Origin of the sequence: Sphingobium sp. 15-1 (assembly GCF_013375535.1) — a bacterium.
Classification (GTDB): Bacteria; Pseudomonadota; Alphaproteobacteria; order Sphingomonadales; family Sphingomonadaceae; genus Sphingobium; species Sphingobium aromaticivastans.
Genome location: NZ_JABXJG010000001.1, coordinates 215,900 through 236,167 on the forward strand (window position 1 = coordinate 215,900; position 20,268 = coordinate 236,167).

Genomic DNA, 20,268 nt, shown 5'->3' on the forward strand with positions numbered 1-20,268 from the left:
CTTCGCAGGAACACGCTTTCAACTAAGCTCTAACGGCCGTGGGCGCGGGGCCTTGGATCGTCAGCAAGCCTGTTCGGCACGGCGAGCGCGCGCCGCACGCAGACCCTGTTGCGGCCGCGTGTCTTGGCTTCATAAAGCGCCGCGTCCGCTCGCGCGATGGCGTCATGGATCGCGGCATCGCCGCGCTGGACGGCGGACAGGCCGAAACTGGCGGTCAGGGGGTGCGGAAGACCGAGCTGTTCAGCGACGTGCCGGGCGATGCTCTCGCGAATGTCGTTGGCGATCGCGGCTGCCCTTGCCGCATCGCTATCGGGAAGGAACAGGATGAATTCCTCGCCGCCGAAGCGGGCCGTGACGGCGTCGGCTGGCGCGAATTGCACCAATATCCGCGCCAATGCGACGATGACCCGGTCCCCCAGCGCATGACCATGGGCATCGTTGACCGTCTTGAAATGATCGATGTCGCAGACGATGAGGCTGCCCTGCGCCGGCAGCCTGCGCATCTTCTGGCTCACCGCTTCGTCGAAGCCCCGCCGGTTGAGCAGGCCGGAGAGCGGATCGTGCAGCGCGTCGCGCCGATAGCGGGCGAGCAGATCGAGCATGTTCGCCGCCAGCGCCGCCAGGGCGAGGAACAGGCCGAAGATGCAGGCCAGCGCCTGCATCAGAAAGGCATAGTCGCTGCTCTGGAAGCTGCCGTCCGACAAGGTGAGCGGGACGGTGCTGCCCCGCACCAGATTATCCAGCGCAACCAGTGTCGCTGCGCTGAACAGGATGCGATCCGACCAGTTGCCCAGATGATCCTTGCCCGCGATCAGAGGCAGGCCGATCAGCAGGAAGCAGCCGAAATCGGACGCCACCAGTTCGAAGGGCAGATTGTCCAGCGCCAGCGCCACCGCACAGAGCAGCACGGACAATGCCCAGATTCCGACCCGCACCCATAGCAGCCAGTTCGGCCGCCAGCGTTCCAGCAAGGCCTGGCTGAACAGCAGGAAACCGCTGGCGAACAGCAGGTCCGCCGCGAAACCCCAGAGCGGCGTGGGGATGAGCGCGAATCCCGCCGGTACGGCAAAGCCCCCCGCCACGCAGGAAAAGGCCCCGCACCAATAGCCTGCCGCGCGTATGCGCAGGCTCCAGACGAAGCCGAAAACCACGCCGAAGCTCGCCATCATGACGGGCAGGAAGAAGGCGAAATTCTCTCCCACGCTGCTGGGCCTGTTCCTTTTATCGGTCGAAAGTCATGCGCGCGCGGGCTCCGCGCCGGGAAGGCGGTAGATGCTGATCCTTAACAAATTTTTCCGGATCGGATGAGTTGTTGGTCCGATTTGGATGAAATTCTCGATGGTTGCGTCAGAAGCGCGGCCGCCGCTTGTCCCGGAAGGCCTGCACCCCCTCGCGAAAATCGGGCCGGGTGAAGGCGTCGCGGAACATGGCCAATGTGTCCGCGTCGTCATCCGCCTGCCCATCCAGGATGCGGCGGATGATCGCCTTGGACGATCGGATCGAATGTTGGGCGTTGCCCGCCATCACATGGGCCAATTCCATCGCGGCTTCCAGCGGAGCCGCTGCGATCTCGTCGATCAGGCCGATGGCCAGCGCATCCTCCGCATCGTGCAGCGCGGCGGTGAACAGGATGCGCTTGGCCCGCGCCGGTCCGACCAGATCGACCAGCAGCTTGGTGTCGAACAGCCCATAGACGATGCCCAGCTTGGCCGGAGTGATGCCCAGGCGGGCGGCGGGGGAGGCGATCCGCAGGTCGCAGGCGATGGCCATGCCGCATCCGCCGCCGATCGCGTCCCCGTCTATGGCTGCGATCACCGGCTTTTCGGCATGCGCCAGGGCATATTGGGTGTCCCGGATCGCCGCCTGATTGGCGATGCGCCAGTCTTCCTCGCCCGAATGGAGCGCGAATTCGTGGATGTCGGCGCCCGCGCAGAACAGGCCGGGCGTCGCGGATGTCAGGATCAGCACGCGGATCGCCTCGTCCGCCATCGCCTCCCGCACCAGTTGCGGCAATCGTTCCCACATCGCCTGGTTCATGGCGTTGTGCTGCCGGGGGCGGTCGATCAGCAGCGTGGCGACCGCGCCATCGCGCTCCAGCCTCAATCCCCCCGGACGCGTCATGCCGGCCAGCGTCCCAGCAGCGGCACCAGCTCGTCAAAATGGTGGATGACGGCGTCCGCCTCCAGCTCCTCCACCGGCCCGTCGAGGAAGCCGAAGCTGACGGCGATGCTGGGGATGCCCGCGTTGCGCGCCCCGGCGATGTCGTTGATCGTGTCGCCCAGGAAAATCGTCCGCCCGCCGCCCGCACGCTCGATCATGGCATGGATCGGCGCCGGATCGGGCTTGGCGACGCCGACCGTGTCGCCGCCGACGACGCTGGCGAAACGCTCCGACAGGCCGATCTGGTGCAGCAGGGGAATGGTGAAGCGTTCCGCCTTGTTGGTGCAGATGGCCAGCTTCACGCCCGCCGCCTCCAGCGCGTCCATCGCCGCGATCAGACCGGGATAGGGCAGGGAATGGATCGCCAGATTCTGCTCATAATAATCCAGCAGGATCGGCAGCATCCTCGCCAGCATCGGCTCGTCATAACCGCCCGAGGCGTCGAGCGCGCGCTGGAGCATGACCTTCGCGCCCTTGCCGACGAAGGGGTGGATCGCCTCGACCGGAAAGGGCGACCGTCCATCCGTCGCGATGGCGTAGTTGACCGCCGCCGCCAGGTCGCCGCTGGTGTCGAGCAGGGTGCCGTCAAGGTCGAAGCCGACGATGTCGAAGGGAATGGCCATGGCCGGCTCATGCCGCCTGGTGGGTGGCAAAGGCAAGTCAAACATGGCAGAGAGCGCTCAGATTCTTGGCCTCTTTTCGTGAAGGATGCCCCTGTGACTGCCAGCCGCCCCCTCGCTGTGATTATCCTTGCCGCTGGGCAGGGCACGCGCATGAAATCCGCCAAGCATAAGGTGCTCCATCCCATAGCGGGGCGGCCGATGTTGCTCCATTTGCTCGCCAGCGTGGCCGAATTGCAGCCGGAAAGGCAGGTGGTGGTGGTCGGCGCCGGGCGCGATCAGGTGGAAAAGGCGGTCGAGGGCAGCGGCGCCGTCATCGCCGTGCAGGAACAGCAGCATGGCACCGGCCATGCCGTGGCGCAGGCGCATGACGCGCTGGCCGGTTTCGCGGGCGACATCTTGATCCTCTATGGCGACGTGCCGCTGGTGCGGACGGAAACCCTGCGGACCATGCTGGAGCGCCTGAATTGGGGTGATGAGCCGCGCGCCGTGGTGCTGGGCTTCCGGCCGGAGGACGCCGGGGCCTATGGCCGGATCATCGCCCGGGATCAGGGCGTGATCGAGAAGATGGTCGAATATAAGGACGCCAATGCCGAGGAGCGGGCGGTGACGCTCTGCAATTCGGGGCTGATGGCGGTGCGCTCGACCGATCTGTTCGTGCTGCTTGACCAGATCGGCAACAATAATGCGGCGGGCGAATATTATCTGCCCGACATTGTCATGCTGCCCGGCGCGCAGAGCGCGGTGATCGAGGCGGAGGCCTGGGAAGTGGCGGGGGTCAACAGCCGCGCCGAACTGGCGGGTGTCGAAGCCGTCTGGCAGGACCGCCGCCGGGCCGAGGCGATGCGCGAGGGCGCGACGCTGATCGCGCCGGAAACCGTCTTCTTCGCGCATGACACGCTGTTGGGCCTCGACGTGGTGATCGAGCCCAATGTCGTCTTCGGCCCCGGCGTCAGCGTGGCGGACGATGCGACGATCCACGCCTTTTCCCATCTGGAGGGCGCGACGATCGGCAAGGGTGCGGAAATCGGCCCCTATGCCCGGCTGCGCCCCGGCGCGAAGATCGGCGTGAAGGCCAAGGTCGGCAATTTCGTCGAGGTGAAGAAGGCCGAACTGGGCGAGGGCGCCAAGGCCAACCACCTGTCCTATATCGGGGACGCCAGCATCGGCGCCGGCGCCAATATCGGCGCGGGCACCATCACCTGCAATTATGACGGCTTCTTCAAATATAAGACGGAGATCGGCGCAGGCGCCTTCATCGGCTCCAACAGCGCTCTGGTCGCGCCGGTCAAGATAGGCGACGGCGCGATCGTCGCGGCGGGCAGCGTCGTGACGCAGGCGGTGGATGCCGATGCGCTGTGCCTGGTCCGGCCGAAGCAGGAGGCGAAGCCGGGTTGGGCAGCGCGCTTCCGGGCGAAGATGCAGGCGCGCAAAGCCGCCAAGTGATGGCCTTTTTCCGAAGGCGGCGTTGGCTGACGGCGCTGCTGCTCATATTTTTGCTGCTGTCGGGCGGGATCGCCTGGCTCGTCGCCAATGCGCGGGCGATGCCGGTCGTGCGGCGGCTGGACGTCGCGCTGCCCTTTCCGGCGGATGCGCCGCGCCGCCCGGTGACGGTGGCGTTGCTGACCGATAGCCACTTGTCCGGCCCGGACAACAGCCCTGAACGCATGGCGCGGATCGTCGCTCAGGTGAATGGCCTCAGGCCCGACCTGATCGTGCTGGGCGGTGATTATATCGGGGATCACAAGGGCGGCGCGATCTATGGCCCCGTGCAGAGCATCGCCCCGTTCGCCGCATTGCGCGCGCCGCTCGGCGTGGTGGCGGTGCTGGGCAATCATGATGCGCGCAAACATGCGCTGATCGGCCGCCGTGACTGGCACAACCTGTTCGCCCGGATCGGCATCCGGCTGCTCGACAATCAGGCGGTGCGGCGGGGACCGTTGGCAATCGGCGGACTGCGCGACATCTATACCGGCCGACCCGATATTCCCGGGACGCTGGCGGCAATGCAGGCGCTGGGCGGCGCGCCGCTGATGCTGTCTCATGGGCCGGATGCCTTTCCGCTGCTGCCCGACCGGCCGATGCTGACGCTGGTGGGGCATACCCATTGCGGACAGGTGGCCTTGCCCTTTGCGGGCATCGTCTATGTGCCCTCGCGCTACGGCACGCGCTATGCCTGCGGCGTGTATCGGGAAGGGCGGCGGACCATGGTCGTTTCGGCGGGGCTCGGCACCAGCGGCCTGCCGATCCGGATGCTCGCGCCGCCGGATGTCTGGCTGATTACAATTCATCCACGATGATGCTGCCCCCTGTCGCCGGAGATGGGAACATGGCATAGGCGACATAAGTATAGAGTTTTCACGGCTTTGGGACTGACTATCCATGTGCGGTATCATCGGAATCATCGGCAAGGACGACGTGGCGGAGCGGCTGGTGGAGGGCCTCAAGCGTCTGGAATATCGCGGCTATGACAGTGCGGGCGTCGCCACCGTCCATGACGGGCAGATCGACCGCCGCCGGGCCGAGGGCAAGCTCGCCAATCTGGTGAAGGAACTGGCAGCCGCGCCCCTGCCGGGCACTACCGGCATCGCCCACACCCGCTGGGCCACCCATGGCGCGCCGACGACCAGCAACGCCCACCCCCATGCCACGAAGGAAGTGGCGCTCGTCCACAACGGCATCATCGAGAATTTCAAGCCGCTGCGCGAGGAGCTGATGGCGCGGGGCCGGACCTTCGACAGCCAGACGGACACGGAGGTCGTCGCCCATCTGGTGAGCGAACTGGTCGAGCAGGGCGCATCCCCGAAGGACGCCGTGGCGCAGGTGCTGCCGCGTCTGCACGGCGCCTTCGCGCTGGCGATCCTGTTCCGCAGCCATCCCGACATGCTGATCGGCGCCCGCCTGGGCTCGCCTCTGGTGGTCGGCTATGGCCCAGAAGGACCGGATGGGGGTGAGACCTATCTTGGCTCCGACGCGCTGGCGCTGGCGCCGTTGACCCAGCGCATCGCCTATCTGGAGGAGGGCGACTGGGTCGTCATCACCCGCGACGGCGCGGAGATTTTCGACAAGGACAACAACCCCGTCGAGCGCCCCGTCACCATTTCCGGCGTGACCGGCGAGCTGATCTCCAAGGGCAATCACCGCCATTATATGCTCAAGGAGATTTACGAGCAGCCGGTGGTCGTCGCGCAGACGCTGCGATCTTATTTGCAGCGGATGGAGGATCGGGTGTCGTTGCCGATCCCGGATTTCGATCTGGGCGCCATCCGCCGGGTCACCATCGTCGCCTGCGGCACCAGCTATTATGCGGGCATGGTCGCCAAATATTGGTTCGAGCAGTTCGCCCGCGTCCCCGTCGACGTCGATGTGGCGAGCGAGTTCCGCTATCGCGCCCCGGTGATGGAGGAGGGCGGCTTGATGATCGTCATCAGCCAGTCGGGCGAAACCGCCGACACGCTGGCCGCGCTGCGCCATGCCAGGGCCGAGGGGCAGAAGATCGCCGCCGTCGTCAACGTGCCCACCAGCACCATGGCGCGGGAGGCCGACCTGCTGCTGCCGACCCATGCGGGGCCGGAGATTGGCGTCGCGTCGACCAAGGCCTTCACCTGCCAGTTGGCGGTGCTGGCGGCGTTCGCGGCCAATCTGGCGCGGGCCAAGGGGCGGTTGGATGCCAGGGCCGAGAAGGAGTTGGTCCGCCATCTCGCTGAAGCGCCCGCCGCGCTCAACGGAGCGCTGGCCTATGACGAATCGATCGAGGCGATGGCGCATCTGATCGCCGGGGCCCGCGACGTGCTCTATCTGGGGCGCGGGCCGGACTATCCGCTGGCGCTGGAAGGGGCACTGAAACTCAAGGAAATCAGCTATATCCATGCCGAGGGCTATGCCGCGGGCGAGATGAAGCATGGCCCCATTGCGCTGATCGACGACAAGGTGCCGGTGATCGTGCTGGCGCCCAGCGGGCCGCTGTTCGAAAAGACCGTCAGCAACATGCAGGAGGTGCAGGCGCGCGGCGGCAAGGTGGTGCTGATCTCCGACTATGACGGGGTGCAGGCGGCGGGCGAAGGCTGCATGGCGACGATCACCATGCCCAAGGTGCATCCGCTGATCGCGCCGATGGTCTATGCCGTGCCGGTACAGTTGCTGGCCTATCATGTCGCCGTCGCCAAGGGCACGGACGTCGATCAGCCAAGGAACCTTGCCAAGTCCGTCACCGTCGAGTGATAGATGGCTGGCGAGTGATAAGTCACTGGCGAGTGAAGCGGTAGCGGTCCCGGATGCGGCGGTTGAAATAGCCGCCCTTGGACGTGGCGGCGCGCATGCCTTCCGCGACGTCCATCGGGACATCATGATAGCGGTAGCGCCGCCCGCTGACGAACTGCACGTCCAGCCGGCGCTGGGCAGCGTCATAATCGAAGCGGGCAATGGCGGTCGACGGCATGCGGATGATAATGATCCGCGACGGGGGAGGTTGCGTGTCGGCGGGCGCCAGCCGTTGCTGGCCGAACCGGGCTGCTCTATCCTCTCGGGAATGATCGAGACGGAAAGACTGCGCCTTCGCCCCTACACGCTCGCTGATTTCGCGCCCTATTGCGCCATGTGGTCGGACATGGACCTGATGCGGCATATCGGCGGGGGAGCTCCTTCGGCGGAAGACGCCTGGAACCGCATCTTGCGTTATGAGGGGCACTGGTCCCTTCTGGGCTACGGCATTTTCGCGGTGATCGAAAAGGCCAGCGGCCGCTATGTCGGAGAGACTGGGCTGGCGGATTTCCATCGGGGCCTTGGCGATGATTTCGACAAGGCGGGGGAAGCGGCCTGGATTTTCTCATCCGAGGTACATGGCCGCGGCTATGCGTTCGAGGCTGCCTGCGCCGCGCACGACTGGTATGCGCAGCGCAAGGACGCCGGCCGAACCGTCTGCCTCATCGATCCCGCCAACGAACCATCGCTCAGGCTTGCGGCCAGGCTTGGCTATGCGCCGTTCAGGGAAGCGGTCTACAAGGGGCGGACCGCCGTCATGCTCGAAAGATCGCCCGCATAGAGGCGATCGGCAGCGGCGAAGGTCAGCCACCGCCCGGCGCATTATGCCCGCCCGCCGGCACCGGCCCGCCGCTCGGCGCATGGGCGTGGTCGGGATTGCTGTCCCAGTCGATATGATAGAGGTCGAACCGCCGGTCGCGCAGGTTGCGGACCGTACCCTCCGCCCGCGCCCAGCTCAGGTCCGCCAGGTTCACGTCGGCCATGGTCAGCGTTTCGACATTCTCCGTCGATTCCGCCGCGATCCCGTCGCGCGCAAAGGGCAGGTCGCAGGGCGTCAGGATCGCGCTCTGGGCATATTGGATGTCCATATTGTCGACATTGGGCAGATTGCCGACATTGCCCGACATGACGACATAGCATTGATTCTCGATGGCGCGGGCCTGCGCGCAATAGCGCACGCGCATATAACCCAGCCGCGAGTCGGTGCAGAAGGGCACGAAAATGATCCGCGCCCCCTGGTCCACCAGCCGCCGCGCCAGTTCCGGAAATTCGCTGTCATAGCAGATGAGGACGCCGATCGGCCCGCAATCGGTCTGGATCACGTCCAGCGAATCGCCGCCCTTGATATTCCACCAAAAGGCTTCGTTGGGCGTCGGGTGGATCTTCTCCTGCGTATGCAGCGAGCCATCCCGAAGGGCGACATAGGCGATGTTCTGGATGTCGCCATCCTCGGCCCGCGTCGGGTGGGAGCCGCCGATGATGTTGATATTATATTCCAGCGCCATCCGCTCCAGTTCTTTGGTCAGGCGCGGGGTGTAGCCGGTCAGCTTGTCGATGGCCTCGACCGGGGAGAGCTTCTTGGTCTCATAGGAGAGCAACGGCAGGGTGAACAGTTCGGGAAAGACGATGAAGTCGGAACGATAATCCGCCGCCACGTCGACGAAATATTCGATGTTGCGGATGAACTCGTCGAAATCCTGCACGGCGCGGGCCTGCAACTGGCAGGTGGCGAGGCGGACGCTCTCCACCCCGCGCGGCACCCGCATTTCCGGGGCTTCGTCCGGGTCGACATAAGGGTTGCGCCAGACCAGATGGGCGGCGTGGCCGTCGGACTGCTTGTCTTCGGGCAGGTAGTTTTCGAGGACGCCCAGCGGCTCGAACTGGTTTTTGAGCTGGAAGCTGATCACCTGATCGCGCAGCTTGCCGTGGACGACCTTGTCGAAATAATCCGCCGGGCCATCGACGCGCCGCTTGGCGCGGGCATAGCCGGGCATGCGTCCGGCGATGACGATGCCGTGCAGGTCCAGCTCCTCGGCCAGTTCCTTGCGTTCGTCATAGAGGCGCTGGCCGATGCGCAGGCCGCGCAGCTTGGGGTCGACGGCCATTTCATAGCCATAGAGCCATTCGCCCGCCGCGCTGTGCCGGGTGCCGAAGCCGTTTGCGGTGATCTCCTCCCAGTCATGATGGGAAAAGGCCATGGCCCTGCTGACGCGCATGGTCGCGCAATAGCCCACGACCTTATTGTCGTAGAGCGCGACGAAGCATCCGGTCGGGAAATTGTTGATCTGGCCGCGCAGGGTGGCGAGCGAATAATTGGGCATGCCCGGATAGACGCGGGCGATCAGCCGCTGGATGCCGCGCACGTCGGCAGGAACCGCGGCGCGGACCTCCAGGCGTTTCTTGGCCGTCGTCGTCATCATCATGGCTCCCGTCCGATGCTGCCCATGGAAAAGGCGACGCCGATGGGGCGTCGCCTTGTTCCGTTACCGTATTGAACCGCGCAGGCGCGGATCAGTTCCGTCCCGTCAGGCCCACTTGCCCATGGCTTCTTCCAGGTTCACGCGGATCGCCTCGAAGAATTGCTCGGTGGTCATCCAGGCCTGTTCCGGACCGATCAGCAGGGCGAGATCCTTGGTCATGGCGCCGTTTTCGACGGTTTCGACGCAGACCTTCTCCAGCGTTTCCGCAAACTTGGTGACTTCCGGCGTTTCGTCGAACTTGCCGCGATAGGCCAGGCCCTGGGTCCAGGCGAAGATCGACGCTATCGGGTTGGTCGACGTCTGCTTGCCCTGCTGGTGCTGGCGATAGTGGCGGGTGACGGTGCCGTGCGCGGCTTCGGCCTCGACGGTCTTGCCATCGGGCGAGAGCAGCACGGAGGTCATGAGGCCGAGCGAACCGAAGCCCTGCGCCACCGTGTCCGACTGGACGTCGCCGTCATAATTCTTGCAGGCCCAGACGAACTTGCCGCTCCACTTGAGGGCGGAGGCGACCATGTCATCGATCAGGCGGTGTTCGTAGACGGCGCCGGCCTTCTTGAACTCGTCGGCAAACTCCTTGTCGAACACTTCCTGGAACAGATCCTTGAAGCGGCCGTCATAGGCCTTGAGGATGGTGTTCTTGGTCGACAGATACAGAGGCCAGCCGCGGCCGAGCGCATAGTTCATGCTGGCGCGGGCGAAATCGCGGATCGAGTCGTCCAGATTGTACATGCCCATGGCGACGCCGGAGCTGGGGAAGTTGAACACGTCCTTCTCGATCTTCTCGCCATTGGCGCCGTCCCACACCATGCGGAGCTTGCCGGGGCCGGGGACGAGGAAGTCGGTGGCGCGATACTGATCACCGAAGGCGTGGCGGCCGATGACGATCGGGTCGGTCCAGCCCGGCACCAGGCGGGGAACGTTGCGGATGACGATGGGTTCGCGGAACACCACGCCGCCCAGGATGTTGCGGATCGTGCCGTTGGGCGACTTCCACATTTCCTTCAGGCCGAATTCCTCGACGCGGGCTTCGTCGGGGGTGATGGTGGCGCACTTCACGCCGACGCCATGTTCCTTGATCGCGTTGGCCGAATCGATGGTGATCTGGTCGTTGGTCTCGTCGCGCTTCTCGACGCCCAGGTCGTAATATTTCAGATCGACGTCGAGATAGGGGAGAATGAGGCGCTCACGGATCCACTGCCAGATGATCCGCGTCATTTCGTCGCCGTCGATCTCCACGACGGGGTTTTTCACCTTGATCTTAGCCATAGCGCCTATTCGCTTTCTTCGTTCGGGTGGAATTTGGGACCGCCCTAGGCAAAGCGGCGGCAATGTTCAACTGGGGTGTGCAGGGATTCGACCGGAAATGGGTGGTCTTGCCTGATAAGGTACCGTGCTCCTGCCCGCGCAGGAGCAAGGCACGCCCAGGCCGGCCGCTCTCAACCCAATCTGAGTTCCCAGGCCAAATCCCACGCATTTGGATATGGCCTTCGCAAAGCAGGATCATTTCCTGGCTCTTTGGGCGGCATCGGACGTTGTCACTCCAAACGACTGTGCCTAAAGACGATGCCCATGGAAAATGACGAACTGACCGTCGCGCTCGGCGGCAATGTGAAATGGCGATTTCCCTCCGTGCATCCGGAGGGGATCAAATTCGGCCTGATCGCGGCGGCCATCACCGCGCTGCTGTTCCTGGTCGGTTGGGAGATTCTCGGCTGGCTGATGGTGATGGTGACCATCTGGGTGCTGGCCTTCTTCCGCGATCCGGTGCGCGCCGTGCCGCAGGACGAGCGCGCCATCGTCGCGCCCGCCGACGGGCTGGTGACGCTGATCCAACGGGTGCCGCCGCCGCGTGAAATGGCGGGGGCCGATGGGTTGGGCGATCAGCCGATGATCCGCGTATCGATCTTCATGAGCGTGTTCGATGTCCACATCAACCGCACCCCCATCGGCGGCACGGTAAAGTCGGTCGTCTATATCTCAGGCAAGTTCCTGAATGCCGATCTCGACAAGGCGAGCGAGGATAATGAGCGCCAGCATATATTGGTCGAGCGGCATGACGGGGTGCGCATCGGTTTCACCCAGATTGCGGGCCTTGTGGCGCGGCGGATCGTGCCCTTCGTGAAACCGGGCGACATGGTGGCCGCCGGACAGCGCATCGGCCTGATCCGCTTCGGCAGCCGGGTCGACGTCTATCTGCCCGCGGGCACCGCGCCGCGGGTGGTGCTGGGTCAGCGCACCGTGGCGGGCGAGACGATCCTCGGCCAGATCGGTGACATGCGCGTGATTTCGGGGATTCAGCAATAATGCGGCAGCGGCGCGCCATCCCACGCGGCCTGCGCCGGGGGATCACCCTGCGGATGGTGGCGCCCAACGCCGTGACGGCGATGGCGCTATGCTTCGGTCTGACTGGCGTACGCTACGGCATATCGGGCGAATGGGAGAGGGCGGTGCTCTCCATCCTGATCGCCGGGGTGCTGGACGGACTGGACGGACGGATCGCCCGTCTGCTGCGCGGGGAAAGCCGCTTCGGCGCGGAACTGGATTCCCTGTCGGACTCCATCGCTTTCGGCGTGGCGCCCGCCTTGGTGCTTTACCTCTGGTCGCTGAACGCCATGCCGAAATTCGGCTGGATATTCGCGCTGGCCCACGCGCTGTCCTGCGCGCTGCGGCTGGCGCGGTTCAACGCCAATATCGATGCCGATGTGCAGCCGCATAAATCGGCCGGTTTCCTGACCGGCGTTCCGGCGCCTGCGGGAGCGGGGCTGGCCTTCGTGCCGCTCTATCTCTGGCTGGTGACGGGCGAGCCGCTGTTTCGTGAATGGTATGTGGTGGCGCCCTGGACCGCCTTCACCGCTTTCCTGATGATCTCCAACATCGCGACCTATAGCTGGTCGGCGCTCCGCCTGCGCAAGCGGATCAGGCTGGAGGCGATCGCGCTTGCGGGGCTGTTGGCCGCGCTGCTGATCACCGATCCCTGGCTGACTTTGCTGGCCCTGTGCGCCTTCTACCTCGCCCTCATCCCGTTCGGCGTGATGTCCTATGCCAAGGTGCGCCGTCAGCGGGTGGACGAGGGGGCCTGATCCTCAGGCCGCAAAGGCGGCCGGGATGAAGGCGGGAATGGCCTGCCGCGTCGACGGGCGGGCGCGGCGGCGGCTGATCCGCAGGCGATAGACCGGCGCGTCCTGCGGGATTGGTTCGAACGTCAGCGCCGCGACCATCTTGTCATGATAAGCCAGGAACATGCCGACGATGGTGCCTGCGGCCAGCAGGAACGATCCGATGAAAACACATGCTGCGACCAGTGCGAACATAAGCAGATCACTTTCTGTCTTGCCATTTTCACGGCTTGGTTCACTATACCGGCGCAAACCGCGCAAATCCGCTGTTTGTTCCCGATGTTCTTCTTATGTTCCATCCGGAATGGAGAGTCAACCCCCTTGCATATGCTTTCCTGCGCGGCTAAAGGCGCGCCCATTCCACATGGGAATCGACATATCCGGTGCTGTGCGTGACGCCCAGTTCCTGATTCCCAGAGGTGTAACCGGAAGGAGAAATATTATGGCGGCACCTGTCGTCACCATGCACCAATTGATCGAGGCTGGCGCCCATTTCGGCCACCAGACCCACCGCTGGAACCCGCGCATGAAGCCGTATATCTTCGGTGAGCGCAACGGCATCCACATCCTCGACCTGTCGCAGACCGTGCCCCTGTTCGGCCGCGCCCTGGACTTCGTTTCCGCGACCGTCGCCGCCGGCGGCAAGGTGCTGTTCGTCGGCACCAAGCGCCAGGCGCAGGATCCGATCGCTGAAGCCGCCCGCAAGTCGGGCCAGCATTTCGTCAACCACCGCTGGCTGGGCGGCATGCTCACCAACTGGAAGACCATCTCCGGCTCGATCAAGCGTCTGAAGACCCTGGAAGAGAAGCTGTCGGGCGACACCCACGGCTTCACCAAGAAGGAAGTCCTTCAGATGACCCGCGAGCGCGAGAAGCTCGAACTGTCGCTGGGCGGCATCCGCGACATGAACGGCATCCCCGATGTCATGTTCGTGATCGACGCCAACAAGGAAGAGCTGGCGATCAAGGAAGCCAACACGCTGGGCATCCCGGTCGTCGCGATCCTCGATTCGAACGTCTCGCCCGACGGCATCGCTTTCCCGGTTCCGGCGAATGACGACGCCAGCCGTGCGATCCGCCTCTATTGCGACGCCATCGCCGCCGCCGCCACCAAGGGCAACCGTGGTGCGCAGCAGGCTTCGGGCGTTGACCTGGGCGCTCTGGACGAGCCCGAGGCCGAAGAGGTCGTCGCTCAGGCCTGATAGCGGTCTTCGAACTGCAAGATTGACAGGCTAGGGCGCGCTCCGATGGATCGCGCCCTAGCGCTTATTGGAAACACCCGAAACATTTAGGAGCCGAAACATGGCCGAAATTACCGCTGCCGCCGTCAAGGAACTGCGCGACCGTTCGGGCGCGGGCATGATGGACTGCAAGAAGGCGCTCACCGAAGCCAATGGCGACATCGAAGCGGCGACCGACTGGCTGCGCGCCAAGGGTCTGGCCGCCGCGCAGAAGAAGTCGAGCCGCACCGCCGCTGAAGGTCTGGTCGGCGTTGCCGTCGCCGGCACCAAGGGCGTCGCCGTCGAAGTGAACAGCGAAACCGACTTCGTCGCCAAGAACGACCAGTTCCAGGATTTCGTCCGCACGGTTTCGACCATCGCGCTGGAAACTGGCGCTGCCGACGCCGAGGCGCTGTCGAGCGCGGCCTATCCTTCGGGCGGCACCGTCTCGGAAAAGCTGGTCGCGAACATCGCCACCATCGGTGAAAACCAGACCCTGCGCCGCATCGGCCAGGTCGAAGTGAGCCAGGGCGTGGTCGTGCCCTATGTCCACAATGCGGCTGCTCCGGGTCTGGGCAAGATCGGCGTTCTGGTCGCGCTGGAAGGCGATGCGTCGGCTGACGTTCTGGAGCCGCTGGGCAAGCAGATTGCGATGCACATCGCCGCTGCCTTCCCGCTGGCGCTGTCGGCCGCCGACATCGATCCGGCCCTGCTGGAGCGTGAGCGCGCCATCGCCGCTGAGAAGGCTGCCGAATCGGGCAAGCCCGCTGAGATCGTCGCCAAGATGGTCGACGGCGCAGTCGCGAAATACGCCAAGGAAAACGCGCTTCTGTCGCAGCTCTTCGTGATGGACAACAAGACCCCGGTCGCTGATGTCGTCGCCAAGGCGGCGAAGGAAGCCGGCGCGTCGATCACGCTGAAAAACTATGTCCGCTTCCAGCTCGGTGAAGGCATCGAGAAGGAAACGAGCGACTTCGCGGCGGAAGTCGCAGCGGCCGCCGGCGTCTGATCCGATAGATCGTTCGCTTCGGACGATGTCGGGAGGCTGAGGCTTCTCGACATCGCCCGCACGAACGCTAAGGAAGTTCGGGACTTAAAACCCCGCTTCACAATATGGCGCGCGCTGCTTAAGGTGCGCGCCATTTCCTTGCCCGGTTAAATGGGCCCGTTCATAAAGGAATATTGCCCGGCATGACCCGACCTGCCTTCAAGCGCATCTTGTTGAAACTCTCGGGCGAAGTGCTGATGGGGCAGGGGCAGTTCGGCATCGAGCCGGAGACCGTCAACCGGGTCGCGGGCGAAATCGCGGCGGCCAAGGATGCCGGTTTCGAGCTGTGCGTCGTCGTCGGCGGGGGCAATATCTTCCGGGGTCTGGCGGGGGCGGCCAAGGGCTTCGACCGGACGAGCGCCGATTATATGGGCATGCTGGCCACCGTGATGAACGCGCTGGCGGTGCAGAATGCGCTGGAAAAGCTGGGTTATGATACCCGCGTCCAGTCGGCCATTCCCATGGCATCCGTCTGCGAGCCCTATATCCGGCGCAAGGCGGTGCGGCACATGGAAAAGGGCCGGATCGTCATCTTCGCGGCGGGCACGGGCAGCCCCTTCTTCACCACCGACACCACGGCGGCTTTGCGCGCGGCGGAAATGAATTGCGACGCGCTGTTCAAGGGCACCAGCGTCGATGGCGTCTACAATGCCGATCCCAAGAAGGTGGCGGGTGCCGTCCGCTATGAGCAAATCGGCTTCGATCAGGTGCTGAACGACAATCTGAAGGTCATGGACGCGAGCGCCATTGCCCTTTGCCGCGAAAACAATATCCCCATCGTCGTGTTCAACATCCGCGAAACCGGCAATCTGGCCAAGGTGCTGGCCGGTGACGGTGTGGCGACGATCGTGCAAAATCAGGAGCGCTGAAATACAATGGCTCAATATGACAAGGCCGACCTTGAACGCCGCATGCACGGCGCCGTCGAATCGCTGAAGGGCGATCTGGCGGGTCTGCGTACCGGCCGCGCCAATATCCAGCTGCTCGATCCGGTGACGGTCGAGGTCTATGGCGCGCATATGCCGCTCAACCAGGTGGCGACCGTTTCCGCGCCCGAACCGCGCATGCTGTCGGTCCAGGTGTGGGACAAGACCAATGTCGGTCCCTGCGACAAGGCGATCCGATCGGCGGGCCTGGGCCTGAACCCGATCGTCGATGGCCAGACGCTGCGCCTGCCGATCCCCGACTTGACCGAAGAGCGCCGCAAGGAACTGGCCAAGCTCGCCAGCAAATATGCGGAGGGCGCCCGCATCGCCGTGCGCAACGTCCGTCGCGACGGCATGGACAGCCTGAAGACCGACGAGAAGAGGGGCGAAATCAGCGAGGACGAGCGCAAGCGCCTGGAAACCGAAGTTCAGAAGCTGACCGACAGCACCATCGCAGACATCGACGCGGTGACGGCGGCGAAGGAGAAGGAAATTCTCGGCCAGTGAGCCGCGACCTTCCATCCTTCCCCATGGCGCGATCGATCCTCTGATGGCCAGCCAGGCAAAGCCCGATCTCAGCAGCGGTGCGCCAGCCCATGGTGCGCGCCACGTCGATGGCATCCGCACGGGGTCCCCCGGACCCCGTCACGTCGCCATCATCATGGACGGCAATGGCCGCTGGGCGAAGAAGCGCTTCCTGCCGCGCATCGCCGGGCATCGCGCCGGGGTGGAGGCGGTGCGCCGCGTCGCCCGCGCCGCCAGGGAGCTGGGGCTGGAATGCCTGACGCTCTACGCCTTTTCCTCGGAAAACTGGAAGCGTCCGGCGAGCGAGGTGGCGGACCTGATGGGCCTGCTGCGCCATTTCATCCAGTCCGACCTCGACGAGTTCCATGCCAATGGCGTGCGGCTGCGGATCATCGGCAATTATCAGGCGCTCGATCCGTCGCTGGTCGACCTGATCGAAGGCGCCGTGGCGCGGACCGCCGGGAATAGCGGCCCGATCATCGCCATTGCGCTCAACTATGGCGCGCAGGATGAGCTGGTGCGGATGGCGCAAGTCCTGGCGCGCCGCGTCGCCGCCGGAGAGATTGCGGCGGAGGAGATCGGCATCGGGGACGTCGATGCGGCGCTTTATACTGCCGACCTGCCGCCGCTGGACCTGATGATCCGCACCTCGGGCGAGCAGCGGCTCAGCAATTTCATGCTGTGGCAGGCCGCCTATGCGGAGCTTTACTTCACCGACATGCTGTGGCCGGATTTCGATGGGCGGGCGCTGGCCGCCGCGCTGGATGCCTTCCGTTTGAGGGACCGCCGTTTCGGCGGGCTGTGACGCGCATGTCGAGCGAGCTTCGTACCCGCGCAATCGTCGGCGTCCTCCTTATAGCGCTGGCTTTGGGCGCGCTGTTTGCGGGCGGTTTCTTCTTCTGGATGCTGTTGTCCGTGGCGGGCGTGCTGATGCAGGGGGAGTGGGGCGATCTGACCGGCGCCTCGCCAGAGAATCGCAAGCTGGGGATGTACGCCGTGTCGGTGCCGCTGGCGATCCTCTGTCCGCTGGCGGCTGGCGTGTCCTGGCTGGCCTTCGCGTTGACGGCGGCGGCCTTCTTCTTCGTCGCGCTGGTGGGCCGGTCGTTGAAGCTGGCGCTGGGCGTGCCCTATATCGTCGTGCCGGTGATGGCTTTGCTGTACCTTCGTGCTCAGGGCGCACCAAATCCCTCAGGCCTGCTGCTGACCCTCTGGGCGCTCGCGCTGGTCTGGGCGACCGACATCGGCGCCTATTTCGCGGGCCGTGCGATCGGTGGGCCAAAGCTCGCGCCCCGGATCAGCCCGTCCAAGACCTGGGCGGGCCTGGGCGGTGGCGTGTTGGCAGCGCTGCTGATCGGGTTCCTGCTCCACCGTTTCGCCGGGTTGCCGGTGCAGCTTGCGGCGGCCAGCGGCCTGCTGGCGGTGGCTGCGCAACTGGGCGACCTGCTGGAAAGCTGGATGAAACGGCGCGCGGGGGTGAAGGATAGCGGCACGCTGCTGCCCGGCCATGGCGGAGTGATGGACCGGCTGGACGGCGTGGTCGCGGCGGCGCCCCTCGCGGCGGCCTGCTATATGTTTCTGGTGTTCCCCTGATGAAGACGGTTTCGATCTTTGGTGCGACCGGCTCGGTCGGCATGTCGACGCTGGACCTGATCCAGCGCGATCCTGACGCCTATGGGGTCGTCGCGCTCACCGCGCATAACGATGTGGCGGGTTTGGCGGCCGCGGCGCGGCAAAGCAATGCTAAGCTGGCCGTTATTGGCCAAGATGCCCATTATGAAGCGCTGAAGGACGCGCTGCGCGGTTCCGGCGTGGAAGCGGCGGCGGGAGAGGGCGCGCTGGTCGAGGCTGCGCAGGCGGGAGCCGACTGGAGCATGGCCGCGATCGTCGGCTGCGCGGGTCTGCGTCCCACCATGGCGGCGCTGAAGGCCGGCGGCACGGTGGCGTTGGCAAACAAGGAATCGCTGGTGTCGGCCGGCGCGCTGATGATGGATGCGGTGTCGGCGTCGGGCGCCACGCTGCTCCCGGTCGACAGCGAGCATAATGCGATATTCCAATGCCTTGCGGGCAGCCATTTGGAAGATGTGGCAAGGATCACGCTGACCGCCAGCGGCGGCCCCTTCCGCACCCGCAGCCGGGAGGAGATGCGCGGCATCACCCCGGCCCAGGCGGTGGCGCATCCCAACTGGTCGATGGGCGCGAAGATCAGCGTCGATAGCGCGACGATGATGAACAAGGGGTTGGAACTGATCGAGGCGGCCCATCTTTTCCCCATCGGGCTCGACCGGATCGAGATCCTCGTCCATCCGCAGTCGGTCATCCATAGCATGGTCGAGTATCGCGACCGTTCCACATTGGCGCAGCTCGGCTCGCCCGACATGCGCATCCCCATCGCCCACGCGCTCGCCTGGCCGGAGCGGATCGCCACGCCCTGCCAGCCGCTGGACCTGGCCCGGATCGGCCGTCTGGACTTCGAGGCGCCGGACGAGGCGCGCTTCCCGGCGCTGCGGCTGACGCGTCAGGCGGCGCAGCAGGGCGGGGCGGCCCCCGCCATATTGAATGCCGCCAATGAAGTCGCGGTCGCGGCTTTCCTCAAAGGCGCCATCGGCTTCCTTGATATCGCCATGATTGTGGAGGATGTCCTGAACCGCTATAGCGCGCCTGTGCCCCGCCAGATCGACGATGTGCTGGAAGCGGACGGGCAGGCGCGTATGATGGCTGGCCTCGTGATGGAAAGATTGACCGCTTGATCCAGAATCCCGGTTTCCTGCTGACTGTCATTGCTTTTGTCGCAGTCATCGGACCGCTCGTCTTCGTGCATGAGCTGGGCCATTATCTGGTGGGCCGCTGGTGCGGGGTGAAGGCGGAGGCCTTTTCGATCGGCTTCGGTCCGGAAATCGCGGCCTGGACGGACAGGCGCGGCACCCGCTGGCGCTTGGGCGCGCTGCCGCTGGGCGGCTATGTCCGCTTCAAGGGCGACATGAACGCCGCCAGCCAGACCGATCCGCGCTGGCTGGAAATGCCCGCCGCCGAACGGGCGGAAAGCTTCCCGGCCAAGCCGCTGTGGCAGCGGGCGGCCATCGTTGCGGCTGGCCCCGCGATCAATTTCCTCTTCGCCATTCTGATCCTCGCGACCTTCGCCTTCGTCCATGGCGAAAGCCGCACGCCCGCCGTCGCGGGTCAGGTGCAGCCGGGCAGCGCGGCGGCGGCGGCAGGCATCGTCGCGGGGGACCGGATCGTCTCGCTAAACGGCCGGGAAATGGCGACTTTCGACGATATCCGCCTGTTCGCGCAGATCCGTCCGGGCGAACCCGTGACCATCGTGATCGACCGCAAGGGCAAGCTGTTCGAAAAGCAGGGCAATGTCGGCGCGGTCCAGGAGGATGACGGCTTCGGCAACAAATTCCGCATCGGCCGCTTGGGGCTGGCGCCCGGCGAACCGGTGATCGAGCCGGTCAGTCTCGCCCGCGCGCCCGTCGTCGCGATCGAGCGTACCGGGCAGATCATCCGCACCATGGTCGAGACGCTAGGCCAGATCGTCGGCGGCGGCCGGTCGGTCAAGGAACTGGGCGGCCCGCTCAAGATCGCGGAGGTCTCCGGGCAGGCGGCGACGCTGGGGGTGGAGAGCTTCGTCTTCTTCATGGCGCTCATCTCGATTAACTTGGGGTTCATCAACCTCTTGCCAATCCCGATGCTGGATGGCGGCCATTTGCTGTTCTACGGGGTGGAGGCGATACAGCGGCGGCCGGTCAGCCCGCAGGTGCAGGAATGGGCCTATCGCTCCGGTCTGGCCGTCCTGCTGGCGATGATGGTGCTGGTAACATTCAACGATTTATCCTCTTTTGGCCTGTGGGATCGTCTGTCCGGCTTGATCGGCTGAGCCGTATCGGGCAGGAGGACGCGATTTGGCGCCGTCT

At 65.0% G+C, this 20,268-nt stretch carries 21 protein-coding genes; 14 read left to right on the forward strand and 7 right to left on the reverse strand.

Translation table 11 applies throughout. The annotated features are described in order from the left end of the window. Positions 1-29: 29 nt before the first annotated feature. From HUK72_RS00965 to HUK72_RS00975, 3 genes are all read right to left on the reverse strand, one after another. Entirely contained in the window at positions 30-1,202 is a 1,173-nt protein-coding gene (locus tag HUK72_RS00965) for a GGDEF domain-containing protein (RefSeq protein ID WP_176595125.1), read from the reverse strand. 145 nt (positions 1,203-1,347) lie between these two features. Next, positions 1,348-2,121, reverse strand: coding sequence for an enoyl-CoA hydratase/isomerase family protein (locus HUK72_RS00970; RefSeq protein WP_176595126.1), 774 nt, complete (start codon positions 2,119-2,121; stop codon positions 1,348-1,350). Next, complete coding sequence (locus HUK72_RS00975; protein WP_176595127.1) at positions 2,118-2,828, reverse strand: HAD family hydrolase; 711 nt, start codon at positions 2,826-2,828, stop codon at positions 2,118-2,120. The genes HUK72_RS00970 and HUK72_RS00975 overlap by 4 nt, the downstream gene beginning before the upstream one ends. 105 nt (positions 2,829-2,933) lie before the next feature. Here HUK72_RS00975 and glmU point away from each other — a divergent pair, with 105 nt between their 5' ends. From glmU to glmS, 3 genes are all read left to right on the forward strand, one after another. Then, positions 2,934-4,226, forward strand: coding sequence for a bifunctional UDP-N-acetylglucosamine diphosphorylase/glucosamine-1-phosphate N-acetyltransferase GlmU (gene glmU / locus HUK72_RS00980; protein ID WP_255325757.1), 1,293 nt, complete (start codon positions 2,934-2,936; stop codon positions 4,224-4,226). Next, positions 4,226-5,080 (forward strand): metallophosphoesterase, encoded by an 855-nt coding sequence (locus HUK72_RS00985; RefSeq protein ID WP_176597682.1) that lies wholly within the window; start codon positions 4,226-4,228, stop codon positions 5,078-5,080. Before glmU ends, HUK72_RS00985 begins: the two co-directional genes overlap by 1 nt. A gap of 82 nt (positions 5,081-5,162) precedes the next feature. Next, positions 5,163-7,001 (forward strand): glutamine--fructose-6-phosphate transaminase (isomerizing), encoded by a 1,839-nt coding sequence (gene glmS / locus HUK72_RS00990; protein WP_176595129.1) that lies wholly within the window; start codon positions 5,163-5,165, stop codon positions 6,999-7,001. Positions 7,002-7,023: 22 nt separating this feature from the next. Here the strand turns inward: glmS and HUK72_RS00995 are convergent, their stop codons facing one another. Then, positions 7,024-7,218, reverse strand: a complete 195-nt coding sequence (locus tag HUK72_RS00995) for a KTSC domain-containing protein (protein WP_176595130.1) — start codon at positions 7,216-7,218, stop codon at positions 7,024-7,026. A gap of 30 nt (positions 7,219-7,248) precedes the next feature. Between HUK72_RS00995 and HUK72_RS01000 the strand changes: the two genes are divergently transcribed. Then, entirely contained in the window at positions 7,249-7,821 is a 573-nt protein-coding gene (locus tag HUK72_RS01000) for a GNAT family N-acetyltransferase (protein ID WP_255325578.1), read from the forward strand. Positions 7,822-7,843: 22 nt separating this feature from the next. Here HUK72_RS01000 and HUK72_RS01005 read toward each other — a convergent pair whose 3' ends face one another. Together HUK72_RS01005 and HUK72_RS01010 are read right to left on the reverse strand one after the other, a co-directional pair. Continuing rightward, complete coding sequence (locus HUK72_RS01005) at positions 7,844-9,457, reverse strand: bifunctional GNAT family N-acetyltransferase/carbon-nitrogen hydrolase family protein (RefSeq protein WP_176597684.1); 1,614 nt, start codon at positions 9,455-9,457, stop codon at positions 7,844-7,846. 108 nt (positions 9,458-9,565) lie between these two features. Beyond that, on the reverse strand, positions 9,566-10,786 hold the full coding sequence (locus HUK72_RS01010; protein ID WP_176595131.1) for an NADP-dependent isocitrate dehydrogenase: 1,221 nt from the start codon (positions 10,784-10,786) through the stop codon (positions 9,566-9,568). Between the two features lie 303 nt (positions 10,787-11,089). On the opposite strand from HUK72_RS01010, the gene HUK72_RS01015 reads away from it, so the two are divergent. Both HUK72_RS01015 and HUK72_RS01020 read left to right on the forward strand, forming a co-directional pair. Next, on the forward strand, positions 11,090-11,824 hold the full coding sequence (locus HUK72_RS01015; protein WP_176595132.1) for a phosphatidylserine decarboxylase: 735 nt from the start codon (positions 11,090-11,092) through the stop codon (positions 11,822-11,824). Beyond that, positions 11,824-12,600 (forward strand): phosphatidylcholine/phosphatidylserine synthase, encoded by a 777-nt coding sequence (locus tag HUK72_RS01020; RefSeq protein ID WP_176595133.1) that lies wholly within the window; start codon positions 11,824-11,826, stop codon positions 12,598-12,600. Before HUK72_RS01015 ends, HUK72_RS01020 begins: the two co-directional genes overlap by 1 nt. A gap of 3 nt (positions 12,601-12,603) precedes the next feature. Here HUK72_RS01020 and HUK72_RS01025 read toward each other — a convergent pair whose 3' ends face one another. After that, complete coding sequence (locus HUK72_RS01025; RefSeq protein WP_176595134.1) at positions 12,604-12,831, reverse strand: hypothetical protein; 228 nt, start codon at positions 12,829-12,831, stop codon at positions 12,604-12,606. Positions 12,832-13,078: 247 nt separating this feature from the next. Between HUK72_RS01025 and rpsB the strand changes: the two genes are divergently transcribed. The 8 genes from rpsB to rseP all read left to right on the forward strand — a co-directional run bounded on the left by rpsB (position 13,079) and on the right by rseP (position 20,231). Then, positions 13,079-13,837, forward strand: a complete 759-nt coding sequence (rpsB, locus tag HUK72_RS01030) for a 30S ribosomal protein S2 (RefSeq protein WP_046764859.1) — start codon at positions 13,079-13,081, stop codon at positions 13,835-13,837. A 100-nt stretch (positions 13,838-13,937) separates the two neighbouring features. Beyond that, positions 13,938-14,864 carry a translation elongation factor Ts gene (tsf, locus tag HUK72_RS01035; protein WP_176595135.1) on the forward strand — a complete coding sequence of 309 codons (927 nt, stop codon included), beginning with the start codon at positions 13,938-13,940 and terminating at the stop codon, positions 14,862-14,864. Between the two features lie 182 nt (positions 14,865-15,046). After that, positions 15,047-15,772 (forward strand): UMP kinase, encoded by a 726-nt coding sequence (gene pyrH, locus HUK72_RS01040; RefSeq protein WP_176595136.1) that lies wholly within the window; start codon positions 15,047-15,049, stop codon positions 15,770-15,772. Positions 15,773-15,778: 6 nt separating this feature from the next. Next, positions 15,779-16,336: a ribosome recycling factor gene (gene frr, locus HUK72_RS01045; RefSeq protein ID WP_176595137.1), complete on the forward strand. Its 558-nt coding sequence runs from the start codon at positions 15,779-15,781 to the stop codon at positions 16,334-16,336. A gap of 43 nt (positions 16,337-16,379) precedes the next feature. Continuing rightward, entirely contained in the window at positions 16,380-17,159 is a 780-nt protein-coding gene (locus tag HUK72_RS01050) for an isoprenyl transferase (RefSeq protein WP_176595138.1), read from the forward strand. Between the two features lie 5 nt (positions 17,160-17,164). Next, a complete protein-coding gene (locus HUK72_RS01055) occupies positions 17,165-17,944 on the forward strand; it encodes a phosphatidate cytidylyltransferase (RefSeq protein ID WP_176595139.1) in 780 nt (259 codons plus the stop codon). Continuing rightward, complete coding sequence (locus HUK72_RS01060) at positions 17,944-19,101, forward strand: 1-deoxy-D-xylulose-5-phosphate reductoisomerase (protein ID WP_176595140.1); 1,158 nt, start codon at positions 17,944-17,946, stop codon at positions 19,099-19,101. The genes HUK72_RS01055 and HUK72_RS01060 overlap by 1 nt, the downstream gene beginning before the upstream one ends. Further along, a complete protein-coding gene (gene rseP / locus HUK72_RS01065) occupies positions 19,098-20,231 on the forward strand; it encodes an RIP metalloprotease RseP (protein ID WP_176595141.1) in 1,134 nt (377 codons plus the stop codon). The genes HUK72_RS01060 and rseP overlap by 4 nt, the downstream gene beginning before the upstream one ends. Positions 20,232-20,268 lie beyond the last annotated feature (37 nt).